The sequence below is a fragment of the Streptomyces sp. MST-110588 genome, assembly GCF_022695595.1.
Taxonomy (GTDB): Bacteria; Actinomycetota; Actinomycetes; order Streptomycetales; family Streptomycetaceae; genus Streptomyces.
Genome location: NZ_CP074380.1, coordinates 5648872 through 5661206, shown reverse-complemented (window position 1 = coordinate 5661206; position 12335 = coordinate 5648872). Strand labels below are relative to the sequence as shown.

Here is a 12335-nt window from a genome sequence, read left to right as displayed (position 1 = left end):
CCAGCGCCAGCCCCCAGCCGTCCTCGCCTTCCGCCCCCGCCTCCCGCACACACGGCCGTACGTCACCTCGCGCGTCCCCACCGCGGTCCGCAGCACATCCGGGGTCAGCGTGATCCGTACGCGAATGAGCCGCCCCGCAACGCCCCCGTGCAGCAGCGCGTTCGAGGCCGGCTCGGACAACAACAGCGCCGCGTCCCCCGCAAGCCGGATATGCCCCCACTCCCCGACGAGCCGCGCGGCCCGGTGCCGGGCGAGCGCGATGCTCTTGGGATGCGGTGTGTAGTCGAGCTGATCTTCGTGGAGCCCTTCGAACCGAGTTCTGGCTCGAAGGCGGAGAGGAGGCTTCCGGCCATGACGCTCTGTTCGAGAGAATCGCTGAGCACTCCCTGACCGAGGAAGAGTCATGCAACTTCGTCACAAACCTCAGCAAAGGGCTGTGAGCATGCCCGAGTTCGTCTACCGCAAGTCCAGCTACAGCAATCAGGAACGCGGGTGCGTCGAGGTCGCTGTCACCGTCCCTGGCGCCGTCGCCGTACGCGACTCGAAAGACCCCGACGGCTCGATACTCCAGCTCAGCCCGGCCGCTTGGACGGCGTTCCGGGTCGCCGTCACGGAGGGCACGCTCGTGCCGCTCCGCTGAAGAGGCAGGACCTGGTACCCCGTTACCCGTTACCTCTGACCGCCGTTCCTCACCGGTCGGCGCAGGGCGTCCCTGATGCGCCACCACAGCTTTCGGATACGTGGGGTTTCGGTCGAGTAGCCGCTGCCGAACCGGATGTCATCCGCGCTTCGGCCCAGCGGTATGCCGTTGGGCGGGTACCGCTCCGGGTCCGGGGGTCGGGTGCTCATACGGCCTCCTACGGTTACGTACACGGTCCCAGCCGCGTGCGCGCACGGCGTCCGGTCGGCGCGTGGATTCGTACAGGTGTCATGCGTTTTTCACAGCGGTGGGGCAAAGTGGTTGATCGCACGACGCGGTGATCCTTGGAACGACCGGCTCAGGGAGCGACGAGGTATGGCGGACATCGGGAGACGGCGGCTGCTCGGCATGGCCGGCGGGATGGTGGTGGCGGGGGCGCTGGCGGGGTGCGGGTCGAACACCGGGCGGGGCGGGGGCGGGGGGTCGGGGACCGGGATCAGTCAGTGGTATCACCAGTACGGGGAGGCCGGGACCGAGCAGGCCGTCAAGCGGTACGCCGCCGCGTACGACAAGGCGCGGGTGACGGTGCAGTGGCGGCCGGGGGATTACGACCGGCAGACGGCGGCGGCGCTGCTGACGGACTCGGGGCCGGATGTATTTGAGGTGAACGGGCCGACGCTGGACCAGATCCAGCGCGGGCAGGTGGTGGATCTGACCGACGAGATCGCGTCGGCCAGGAGTGACTTCAATCAAGCCGTGTTGACGCCCAAGGTGTGGGACGGGAAGGTCTGGGCGATTCCGCAGACCATTGACACGCAGCTTCTGTTCTATCGGAAGAGTTTGCTGAAGGCCGCCGGGGTGCGACCGCCGCAGACGTTGGACGAGTTGGTTGACGCGGCCAGGACGCTGGCCGAGAAGAACCGGGGGGACCGGGTCAAGGGGCTGTTCCTCGGGAACGACGGCGGGGTGGGGGTGCTGGGCGGGACGCCGTTGTACGCGGCGGGGCTGAGTCTGATCACCGAGGACGGAAAGGCCGGGTTCGACGATCCGGCCGCTGCCCGGGCGCTCGCCAAGGTCCGGCAGATGTACGTCGACAAGTCGCTTTTGCTGGGGGCGCCTGCCGACTGGTCGGATCCGGCCGCGTTCATCCAGGGACTGACCGCGATGCAGTGGTCGGGGCTGTGGGCGCTGCCGCAGGTGAAAAAGGCGCTGGGGGACGATTTCGGCGTACTGCCGTTCCCCGAGGACGGGGCGTCGGGCAAACCTTCCGTGCCGGTCGGTGCCTATGGGGCGGCTGTGAGTGCGCGGTCCAAGCACCAGAAGGAAGCCAAGGCGTATGTGAAGTGGCTGTGGGTGGAGCGGACCGACTATCAACGGGACTTCGCGCTGTCGTACGGGTTCCACATCCCGGCCCGCACCTCGCTCGCCAAGCAGGCCGGGCAGCTCAAGGAGGGGCCGGCGGCCGACGCGGTCACGTACGCGACCGAGCACGGCTACGCCGAGCCGCTGCTGTGGACCAACCCGAGCCGTACCGCCTACCAGGACGCGCTCAGCCGCATCATCAAGGACGGGGCCGACCCGGAGCGTGAACTGAAGGCCGTGGTGCGGGTGACCGAGGCCGAGCTCCGGCGGGTCAAGAAGAAGTGAGAGAAGCAGCGAGGGCGCGTCGCGGCCGTCCGGGAGCGGGGCCAGGACCGGAGTCGGGGCCGGGACCGGGGCCGGAACGGAGGCCAGGACCGAAACCGCGTCCGGGGCGGGAGCCGGGGACGGCCGGGCGGCGGAACCGTACGTTGTGGTTCTGGGTGTTCGTCGGGCCGTTCGCGGCCGGACTGGGGCTGTTCACGTACGTACCGCTGCTGTGGAGCGTGTACCTCAGTTTCTTCGACGCGCACAACACCGTCAGCCCGACGGACTTCGTGGGACTGGGCAACTACACGGCGATTCTGGGCGACGACGCGTTCTTGAGCAGTCTGGGCACGTTCGTGCTCTTCACGCTCTTCATCGTTCCGGCAACGTTCGCGCTGTCGCTGGCGCTGGCCCTGATGGTCAACCGGCTGCGCGTCGCCCAGGCGTTCTTCCGTTCCGTCTTCTTCCTGCCGACCGCCTGCTCGTATGTCGTCGCGGCGCTGATCTGGAAGCTGTCGATCTTCAACGGGGTACGGTTCGGGCTGGCCAACACGGTCCTGGGGTGGTTCGGCTCCGACCAGACGGCCTGGCTGTCGACCACCGACCCGCCCTGGTACTGGCTGGTGATCGTGACGGTACGGCTCTGGCTCCAGGCCGGTTTCTACATGATCCTCTTCCTGGCCGGGCTCCAGCGGATCTCCCCGCGGCTGTACGAGGCGGCAGCGGTGGACGGCGCCCGGCCGGGCTGGCAGGTCTTCCGGTACATCACCTTTCCGCAGTTGCGCGCGACCTCGGTCGCCGTCGTACTGCTGCTGGTGATCAACGCGTTCCAGGCGTTCGACGAGTTCTACAACCTGCTGTCGGACGCCCGCGGTTACCCGCCCTACGCCCGGCCGCCGCTGGTCTACCTGTACTACACGGCGTTGGGGAAGGAACAGAACCTGGGGCTGGGCAGCGCGGGCGCGGTGGTCCTGGCGCTGATCATCGCGGTGGCGACCGTGGCGCAGGCCCGCTGGTTCGGCCTGGGGCGCAGGGAGGAATGACCATGACACGGTTGCCACGGAAGCATGACGCGTACGACCGGTACGACGCGTCGGCGCGGGTGGGGCGGGCGCTGCGCGTAGTACTGCTGATCGCGCTGGCGCTGCTGTTCCTGATCCCCTTCTACCTCCTGGTACGCAACGGGCTGGCCACCGAGCAGGACATCACCTCGCCCCACTGGACGTTCTTCCCGCGCGAGGTGCAGTGGTCCAACCTCACCGAGGTCTTCGACGACCCGAACCTGCCGATGGCCCGGGCGCTGCTGAACTCCACGCTGATCGCCGTCTTCACCACACTCGGTACGGTCCTGCTGGCCTCCCTCGCCGGGTACGGGCTGGCCCGCATCCCCTACCGGCACGCCAACGCCGTCTTCTACGCGATCCTGGGCACGCTCATGGTCCCGGCCGCCGTCACCTTCGTACCGAGCTTCGTCCTGGTCTCCTCGCTCGGCTGGATCTCCACCCTGCGCGGGCTGATCATCCCGACCCTCTTCAGCGCGTTCGCCTGCTTCATCTTCCGGCAGTACTTCCTGGGTTTCCCCAGGGAACTGGAGGACGCGGCACGGGTGGACGGCCTGGGCTACTGGCGTACGTACTGGAAGGTGGTCGTGCCCAACTCGCGGCCCGTCTTCGCGGCCGTCGGCACGATCGTCTTCATCGGCGCCTGGAACGCGTTCCTGTGGCCGCTGGTCATCGGACAGGACCGCCAGGCGTGGACGGTGCAGGTGGCGCTGTCCACCTTCACCACCGCCCAGAGCGTCAACCTGCACGAACTGTTCATCGCGGCGGCCGTCTCGATCGTGCCGCTGGTGGTGGTGTTCGCTGCGTTCCAGCGTTACATCGTGGCAGGGGTCGAGCGCACCGGCATCGATGACTGAGGGACGATGCCGGTGTGCCCGGGCCCCGGGCCAGATGTCTCCGCCCCCGCCCCGTTCCCGCCACGACGTGAAGCCTGTCCGCGTTCTTCACGCCGGGCGTTCGTACTCCTCGGGCTCGGCGCCGCGCAGCAGGGCGGCGCCCAGCGGGGTGAGCGTGTGCAGCACCGCGTTGCCCTGGCGCAGCGTCAGCAGCAGGCCGGCCTCGCGCAGTACGGTCGCGTGCTGGCTGGCGGAGGCGAGGGAGACATCCACCCGGCGGGCCAGTTCGCTGGTGGTGCAGCCGCCGCCGATGCCGTGCAGGATCGCCGAACGGGTACGTCCCACGAGCCGGCCCAGGGAGTGCGCGGGGACCGGCGGCGGCACCACGCGCGGGGCGGTGCGCTCGATGGGATAGACCAGGACCGGGGTGAGGTCCGGGTTGTGGAACGTCACGGGAGCGCCACGGCAGAAGAAGGACGGCAGCAGCAGCAACCCCCGGCCGTGCAGGTGCAGATCGCGGTCGACGGGATAGTCGACCTCCAGCACCGGGGAGCGCCAGCGCATCGTCGGCGGCAGCGAGCCGAGCAGTTGGTCGGCGCCGCCGTCCACCAGGGCCCGGCCGCGGCTGGCACGGTCCGCCTCGACGCGGGCCCGGACCCGTGGCCAGTACGGGGCGACGGCCGCCTCGTAATAACTGTGCAGCACCCCGGCCAGCCGTCCCAGCGGACGGGATTCGCCTTCCCGCATCGCCTGTATCCATGCCGGAAGCGGCCGGGCACTGGGCAGCCGGGAAAGTTCGGCGTGAAGTCGCTCGACCGGGGTCGCGCGCACCGCTTCCAGCGCCTCGCCGATGCCGTGCAGCCCTTCGGGCGGCGTCAGGAAATCGGGGAAATAGCCCCGGGTGGGAACGAGCGGCGCGAGCAGCCGTGTTTCACCGTTCAACCGGCAGCGTGTTTCGGAGCGCCAATTGCCGAAGGCCAGGCCGGCTCGCCTGTCGCGCAGTCGGTGGAAACTTAAAATGGTCTCCCATAGCACGTCAGGGCGCGCGGCAATGCGCACCCGGGCCAGATCGAGTCCACTGAAATGGACACGTAACACCGAACCTACCCCCACCAATGGCATCCGTAGTCGGCCCCCGGCCATCCGAGTATGCACGCAGACACGCGCTGTCACCACGCCCTTTTGGCCACACTTGAAAGGGGTCGCGCCACGCCCGCGTACCGGGAAAGCTGGTACTCAATTCGACGGCGGTGCGAATGGACCGGCTTGCTCGATCCCGTGGGGGGTGACGAGCCAATAACCGACCGCTCAGCATTCGCCGCCGAAGGCCGCCTGCCAGGCCGACATGGGAGGCGGCAACTCCCGAGGGGGGAGTCCGGAGAAAAGCGAGGGCGGCACCTCCGCACAGGTGCCGCCCTCGTTTCGTGCTGCGTCCTGACGTGCGTACGGAAGCCGGCCGGCGCCGGGTCCGGAGCACCGGCCGCCGGGCCGGGCGGTCAGTTGCCGGGCCGGGCGGTCAGTTGCCGGGCCGGGCGGCCAGTCGCCGGGCCGAGGTGGATCAGTTGTCCGGGTGGACGGATGACCAGCCGCGTTCGAGGAGGGCGAAGATCTCCTCAATGGCACGCCGGGGGTCCGGGTGCCGCTGGATGAGGTCGTGGGCCTCGATGGCGAAGTGGGCCAGTGCGGCGCAGGCGGCGTCGTCTTCGGGGGCGCCGACCTCCTCGGCGATGGCGCGGGCCACGGCCACTTCGTGGCGCAGCCATATGCGGCGGGCGTAATCGCGCAGAGCTGGGGCGTCGCGCACCATGCGGAAGAAAGCGGCCGTCTGCGGGTCCTCCATGTGGGACTGGGTCCGTAGGGCGAAGTCCCGCAGGGCCTGGGGGATCGTCTGCCCCGGCGCGCGGTCGCGCACCGCGGCGACCAGTTCCCTCTCGCGGTCGTCGTCCAGGTCGAAGACGAGCGCCTCTTTGCTGGGGAAGTGCTTGAACAAGGTCGTCACCGAGACGTCGGCGGCGTCCGCGACCTCCTTGACGCCGACCTGGTCATAGCCACGGTCGAGGAAGAGCCGCAGTGCGGCGTCGGCCAGCGCCTGGCGCGTCTGGGCCTTCTTGCGCTCGCGGCGCCCCATCGGTTCGGTCACCGGCTCACCGTACCTCAAAGCACACTCACTACGAACGTGTAGCGAGCCATAAGGTTTAGTCGTTGCACTTTCTTAGTCGGTGTGCTTTCTTGGTCACGGGCCGGGCTCCCGGCGCCTTCCACTTCCCCTCCCCCGTCTCCCGCGCCTCGCCCATTTCCCGCTCCTTCCTCTCCTGCCGCTCCTTCCGAAGGGACTGCACCATGCACTCCGCCGCTTCTGACACCCGTGTGGCGATCGTCGGCGCCGGCCTCGGCGGCCTCACTTGCGCCCGCGTCCTCCAGCTCCATGGCCGCTCCGTCACCGTCTTCGAACGCGAGACCTCCCCCGACGACCGCCCTCAGGGCGGCTCGCTCGACATGCATCCCGGCACCGGCCAGACCGCTCTGCGCGCGGCGGGGCTGTACGAAGGGTTCCGTACGCTGTGCCGCCCGGAGGGGCAGGACTGGCGGGCCGTGGATCCCGCCACCGCCATCCCCGTCCCCCTGGACATGCCCGACGACGACGGCGAGGAGCGGCCGGAGATCGACCGCGGCCAGTTGCGCGGTCTACTGCTGGATTCCCTGGCGCCGGGCACCGTCCGATGGGGCCGCGCGGTGCGCGAGGCCATACCGAACGGCGAGGAAGGCACCTGCGGACTGCGCTTCGAGGACGGCGGCAGGGAGGACTTCGATCTGGTCGTCGGTGCCGACGGGGCCTGGTCACGGGTCCGCCCGGCCGTCTCGGACGGCGTACCCGGCTACACCGGCGTCACCTTCATCGAGACCGGCCTCGACGACTGCGACACCCGCCACCCCACTCTCGCGCGGTTGGTCGGCAGCGGCACCATGGTCGCCAAGGACAACGGCACGGCGCTGTTCGCCCAGCGCAACAGCAACGGCCACATCCGTGTGCACCTCGCCCTGCGCGCTCCGCGGGACTGGCAGGAGAGCGCCGGCCTGAACTTCGCGGACACCGAGGCCGTACGCGAGTACCTGCTGAAGCGGTACGAGAGCTGGGACGAGAGCCTGCGCTACGTCCTGCGCCACAGTGACAGCGGGTTCGTCCACCGGCGGCTGTTCGCGCTGCCCGCCCCGCACCTGTGGGAGCACGTCCCCGGCGTCACCCTGCTGGGCGACGCGGCCCACCTGATGCCGCCGCTCGGCCTGGGCGCCAACCTCGCCATGCTCGACGGCGCGGAACTCGCCGCCGCCCTGGTTGCCGAGCCCGACGTCGACGCCGCCGTGCGCGCGTACGAGAACGTCATGCTGCCGCGCTCGGGCACTCACGCCAAGGAGTGTGCGGCGGGGCTGGATCACCTCCTGCCGCCGACGGGTTGCTGAACAGGCGGCTCGCGAGCAGGCAGGCTGCTGCTGAGCAGTCGGCTACTCAGCAGGGAAGCTGCTGAGGAGCCATGTACCCAGCAGGTTGGCTGCTGAGCAAGTCGCCCTGGGGCGGGCGGACTTCACAGCAGGGAAGCTGCTGGTCGGACGGTGTTCCAGCAGGTTTGCTTCTGTGAGGTCGTGCGACAAAGCCGTGGGACAAAAGCGAGGGCGGCACCTCCGCACAAGGTGCCGCCCTCATGGAGTGCCGGTGGCGAGGCTGAGGGTCACACAAGGCGCCCGGCCACCGGCTCCGGTATGGCTTCCGGTTTCCGTGGGTCAGCGGCTGTCGCTGCCCTGGGACTCGGCCGCCGCCCGGCCCGCCTCCAGGCGGGCGACCGGAATGCGGAAGGGCGAGCAGGAGACGTAGTCCAGACCCGCCTCGTGGAAGAAGTGCACCGACTCCGGATCGCCACCGTGCTCACCGCACACGCCCAGCTTCAGGTCGGGGCGGGTACGGCGGCCGGCCTGGACGGCGCTGCGGACCAGTGAGCCCACGCCGTCCTTGTCGATCGTCTCGAACGGGCTGACGCCGAAGATGCCTTTCTCCAGGTACGCGGTGAAGAAGCTGGCCTCCACGTCGTCCCGGGAGAAGCCCCAGACCGTCTGGGTGAGGTCGTTGGTGCCGAAGGAGAAGAAGTCGGCGGACTCGGCGATCTGACCGGCGGTCAGGGCGGCCCGAGGCAGTTCGATCATGGTCCCGAGGGTGAGCCCCAGTTCCACGCCGCGGGCCTGCTCGACCTCGGCGATGACCGCGGTCGCCTCCTCGCGGACGATCTCCAGCTCCTGGACCGTGCCGACGAGCGGGATCATGATTTCCGCGCGCGGGTCGCCCTTGGCGTTCTTGCGCTCGGCCGCGGCCTCGGCGATGGCCCGTACCTGCATCGCGAACAGTCCGGGGATGACCAGGCCGAGCCGTACGCCGCGCAGACCCAGCATCGGGTTCTGCTCGTGCAGTTTGTGGACGGCCTGCAGGAGGCGCAGGTCGTTCTCGTTGGCGTCCTTGCGGGCCTCGGCGAGGGCGACGCGTACCGACAGTTCGGTGATGTCGGGCAGGAACTCGTGCAGCGGCGGGTCCAGCAGCCGTACGGTGACCGGCAGCCCGTCCATCGCCTCGAACAGCTCGATGAAGTCGGCCTTCTGGAGCGGCAGCAGCTCCTCCAGGGCCGCGTCCCGGTCGGCGTCGGTGTCGGCGAGGATCAGGCGCTCGACCATCTCGCGGCGCTCGCCGAGGAACATGTGCTCGGTACGGCACAGGCCGATGCCCTGGGCACCGAAGCGGCGGGCGCGGGCGGCGTCCTCGGCGTTGTCGGCGTTGGCCCGCACGCGCAGCCGGCGCACCCGGTCGGCGTACGCCATGATCCGGTGCACGGCCTTGACCAGCTCGTCCGCGTCGTCGGCGCCGGCGTGCATCCGGCCCTCGAAGTACTCCACGACCGGGGAGGGCACGACCGGCACCTCACCCAGGTAGATCTTGCCGGTGGAGCCGTCGATGGAGACGGTGTCGCCCTCCTCGACGACCACGCCGCCCGGCGCGGTCAGGCACCGGCGCTTGGTGTCGACCTCCAGCTCCTCGGCGCCGCAGACACAGGTCTTGCCCATGCCGCGGGCGACCACGGCGGCGTGCGAGGTCTTGCCGCCGCGCGAGGTCAGGATGCCCTCGGCGGCGATCATGCCGTTGAGGTCGTCGGGGTTGGTCTCCCGGCGGATCAGGATGACCTTCTCGCCGGAACGGGACCACTTCACGGCGGTGTAGGAGTCGAAGACGGCCTTGCCGACGGCGGCACCGGGCGAGGCGGCGATGCCCCGGCCGAGCAGGTCGGCTTCGGCGTTCTCATCGAAGCGCGGGAACATGAGCTGGGCGAGCTGCGCGCCGTTGACGCGCTGGAGCGCCTCGGCCTCGTCGATCAGGCCCTGGTCCACGAGCTGGGTGGCGATACGGAACGCGGCGCCCGCGGTGCGCTTGCCGACGCGGGTCTGGAGCATCCACAGCTTGCCGCGCTCGATGGTGAACTCGATGTCGCACAGGTCCTTGTAGTGCGTTTCGAGCGTCTCCATGATGCGCATCAGCTCGTCGTAGGACGCCTTGTCGATGCTTTCGAGGTCGGCGAGCGGCACCGTGTTGCGGATGCCGGCGACGACGTCCTCGCCCTGGGCGTTTTGCAGGTAGTCGCCGTAGACGCCCTGGTGGCCGCTGGCCGGGTCGCGGGTGAAGGCGACACCGGTGCCCGAGTCGGGGCCGAGGTTGCCGAAGACCATCGAGCAGATGTTGACGGCGGTGCCGAGGTCACCGGGGATGCGCTCCTGGCGGCGGTAGAGCTTAGCGCGGTCGGTGTTCCAGGAGTCGAAGACCGCCCGGACGGCCAGGTCCATCTGCTCGCGCGGCTCCTGCGGGAAGCCGCGCCCGGTCTCCTTGGCGACGATGTCCTTGAAGCGGCCGACGAGCGCCTTGAGGTCGGCGGCGTCCAGGTCCACGTCGACGCGTACGCCCTTGGCCTTCTTGGCCTCCTCCAGCGCGTCCTCGAACAGCTCGCCGTCCACGCCCAGCACGGTCTTGCCGAACATCTGGATGAGGCGCCGGTAGGAGTCCCACGCGAAGCGCTCGTCACCGGCCTGGGCCGCGAGCCCGGCGACCGAGGCGTCGGAGAGGCCGATGTTCAAAACGGTGTCCATCATGCCGGGCATGGAGAACTTCGCACCCGAACGCACCGATACGAGGAGGGGGTTGTCGGCCTGCCCGAGCCGCTTGCCCATCGTCGTCTCCAGCGCTTCGAGGTGCTGGGAGACCTCGGCACGCAGTGCCACCGGTTCTTCGCCGCTCTCCAGGTAGACCTTGCAGGCCTCCGTGGTGATCGTGAAGCCGGGCGGGACGGGAAGGCCCAGGTTGGTCATCTCGGCGAGGTTGGCACCCTTGCCGCCGAGAAGGTCCTTGAGGTCCTTGTTGCCCTCGGTGAAGTCGTAGACGAACTTCGTGGACTCAGGCTGGGTTACCTGGGGATCTTGTGTTTCCGGCACGGGACTGGACTCCTCCGGACGGCTGCCCTGACGGCGAGGAACATACCCAGATCGAAGGTGTCTGGGTACGTCCACTCGGTCGACATGCGCCCTTAACCAGCCGTCCGCCAGCAGATCGAAAGTCACACCCTGCCAAGCCCCATCTTCAAGAAATGAAGGCATAACTCCTGTGCGCAAGGAGAAACGCCACTTCGATCACGAAGGGTGATCGAAGTGGTGATCAACTGAACTCGGTGAGCATGGCACCCAGTGCCACACTTTGGAGAGATAGAGCCCCTCGCTAGGTGCTCATCTGAGCGCAACCCCTATCAAGGGTGGCGAGAATCACGCCGCTCTCAGCCCCCCGAGGTGTCCAGTTCCGCCTCGGCCCCGACCCCCGCGCAGTCGTACGGATCATCCAGCCACCCGTCCGGCAGCACGACACGGTTGCGTCCGGACGTACGGCCGCGCGGCCCGTCCGCGCCCACCGGCCAGGGCTGGTCCAGATCCAGCTCGCTCATCAGAGCGTCCAGTTCATCCAGAGAAGAGGTGATCGCCAGCTTCTTACGGAGTTCGGAGCCGATGGAGAAGCCCTTGGTGTACCAGGCGACGTGCTTACGGAAGTCGATGACGCCCCGCGCCTCGTCCCCCAGCCACTCGCCCAGGAGCTGGGCGTGCCGCCGCATCACCCGTGCGACCTCCTTGAGCGTCGGCCGCGCGAAGCCGTCCTCCGCCGGAACCGAGCCGTCCTCCGCCCGGGCCGGGCTGTCGTCGGCGCCGGTGGCTCCCGTACCACCGCTCTCGAACGCCGCCACCAGGTCCCCGAAGAGCCACGGCCGCCCCAGGCAGCCGCGCCCCACGACCACCCCGTCGCAGCCGGTCTCGCGCATCATCCGCACCGCGTCGTGCGCGGACCAGATGTCGCCGTTGCCCAGCACCGGGATCTCCGGGACGTGCTCCTTGAGGCGGGCGATGGCCTCCCAGTCGGCCGTACCGCCGTAGTGCTGCGCCGCCGTCCGCCCGTGCAGCGCGATCGCCGTGACGCCCTCCTCCACCGCGATCCGGCCCGCGTCCAGGTAGGTGATGTGATCGTCGTCGATGCCCTTGCGCATCTTCATGGTCACCGGCAGGTCACCGGCGTTGGCCACGGCCTCGCGCAGGATCGCGCGCAGCAGGTGCCGCTTGTACGGGAGCGCCGAGCCGCCGCCGCGACGGGTGACCTTGGGGACCGGGCAGCCGAAGTTCAGGTCGATGTGGTCGGCGAGGTCCTCCTCGGCGATCATGCGGACCGCCTTGCCGACGGTGTCCGGGTCCACGCCGTAGAGCTGGATCGAGCGCGGTTTCTCGGTCTCGTCGAAGTGGATGAGCTGCATGGTCTTCTCGTTGCGCTCGACCAGCGCCCGGGTGGTGATCATCTCGCTGACGAACAGCCCCTTGCCGCCGGAAAACTCCCGGCACAGCGTCCGGAAGGGGGCGTTGGTGATCCCGGCCATCGGTGCGAGCACCACCGGCGGCTGCACCGCGTGCGGGCCGATCTTCAGCAAAGTCATGGGGAGCGGTTTTCCTTCGGCGGTTCGTCGGGACGTCGGGCGCCTCGTCGCGGGCCCGCGCGCTTTGCGGGCCCGCGGGTTCACGAGCTCGCGGGCTTCGCGGGCTCATGGGCGCCCCGCCCCGGGCTGA

Annotated in this window: 10 protein-coding genes; 5 read left to right on the top strand and 5 right to left on the bottom strand. The window is 69.2% G+C overall.

The genetic code is table 11. The annotated features are described in order from the left end of the window. The first annotated feature begins 442 nt into the window (after positions 1-442). Complete coding sequence (locus KGS77_RS24650; protein ID WP_242587670.1) at positions 443-640, top strand: DUF397 domain-containing protein; 198 nt, start codon at positions 443-445, stop codon at positions 638-640. A 29-nt stretch (positions 641-669) separates the two neighbouring features. Here KGS77_RS24650 and KGS77_RS24645 read toward each other — a convergent pair whose 3' ends face one another. Then, positions 670-849 carry a hypothetical protein gene (locus KGS77_RS24645; protein WP_242585146.1) on the bottom strand — a complete coding sequence of 60 codons (180 nt, stop codon included), beginning with the start codon at positions 847-849 and terminating at the stop codon, positions 670-672. A gap of 166 nt (positions 850-1015) precedes the next feature. Here KGS77_RS24645 and KGS77_RS24640 point away from each other — a divergent pair, with 166 nt between their 5' ends. The 3 genes from KGS77_RS24640 to KGS77_RS24630 all read left to right on the top strand — a co-directional run bounded on the left by KGS77_RS24640 (position 1016) and on the right by KGS77_RS24630 (position 4184). Next, positions 1016-2287: a sugar ABC transporter substrate-binding protein gene (locus KGS77_RS24640; RefSeq protein WP_242585145.1), complete on the top strand. Its 1272-nt coding sequence runs from the start codon at positions 1016-1018 to the stop codon at positions 2285-2287. Positions 2288-2430: 143 nt separating this feature from the next. Further along, positions 2431-3309, top strand: a complete 879-nt coding sequence (locus KGS77_RS24635; RefSeq protein WP_242585144.1) for a sugar ABC transporter permease — start codon at positions 2431-2433, stop codon at positions 3307-3309. A 2-nt stretch (positions 3310-3311) separates the two neighbouring features. Continuing rightward, a complete protein-coding gene (locus KGS77_RS24630) occupies positions 3312-4184 on the top strand; it encodes a carbohydrate ABC transporter permease (RefSeq protein ID WP_242585143.1) in 873 nt (290 codons plus the stop codon). 87 nt (positions 4185-4271) lie between these two features. On the opposite strand, the gene KGS77_RS24625 is transcribed toward KGS77_RS24630, so the two are convergent. Both KGS77_RS24625 and KGS77_RS24620 read right to left on the bottom strand, forming a co-directional pair. Next, positions 4272-5105: a winged helix-turn-helix domain-containing protein gene (locus tag KGS77_RS24625; protein ID WP_242585142.1), complete on the bottom strand. Its 834-nt coding sequence runs from the start codon at positions 5103-5105 to the stop codon at positions 4272-4274. Positions 5106-5721: 616 nt separating this feature from the next. Continuing rightward, entirely contained in the window at positions 5722-6291 is a 570-nt protein-coding gene (locus KGS77_RS24620; RefSeq protein WP_242587669.1) for a TetR/AcrR family transcriptional regulator, read from the bottom strand. A 212-nt stretch (positions 6292-6503) separates the two neighbouring features. Between KGS77_RS24620 and KGS77_RS24615 the strand changes: the two genes are divergently transcribed. Further along, positions 6504-7622 carry an NAD(P)/FAD-dependent oxidoreductase gene (locus KGS77_RS24615; protein WP_242585141.1) on the top strand — a complete coding sequence of 373 codons (1119 nt, stop codon included), beginning with the start codon at positions 6504-6506 and terminating at the stop codon, positions 7620-7622. Positions 7623-7940: 318 nt separating this feature from the next. Here KGS77_RS24615 and ppdK read toward each other — a convergent pair whose 3' ends face one another. Together ppdK and dusB are read right to left on the bottom strand one after the other, a co-directional pair. After that, a complete protein-coding gene (gene ppdK, locus KGS77_RS24610; protein ID WP_242585140.1) occupies positions 7941-10676 on the bottom strand; it encodes a pyruvate, phosphate dikinase in 2736 nt (911 codons plus the stop codon). A 335-nt stretch (positions 10677-11011) separates the two neighbouring features. Further along, a complete protein-coding gene (gene dusB / locus KGS77_RS24605) occupies positions 11012-12205 on the bottom strand; it encodes a tRNA dihydrouridine synthase DusB (protein ID WP_242585139.1) in 1194 nt (397 codons plus the stop codon). Between the last annotated feature and the right edge of the window lie 130 nt (positions 12206-12335).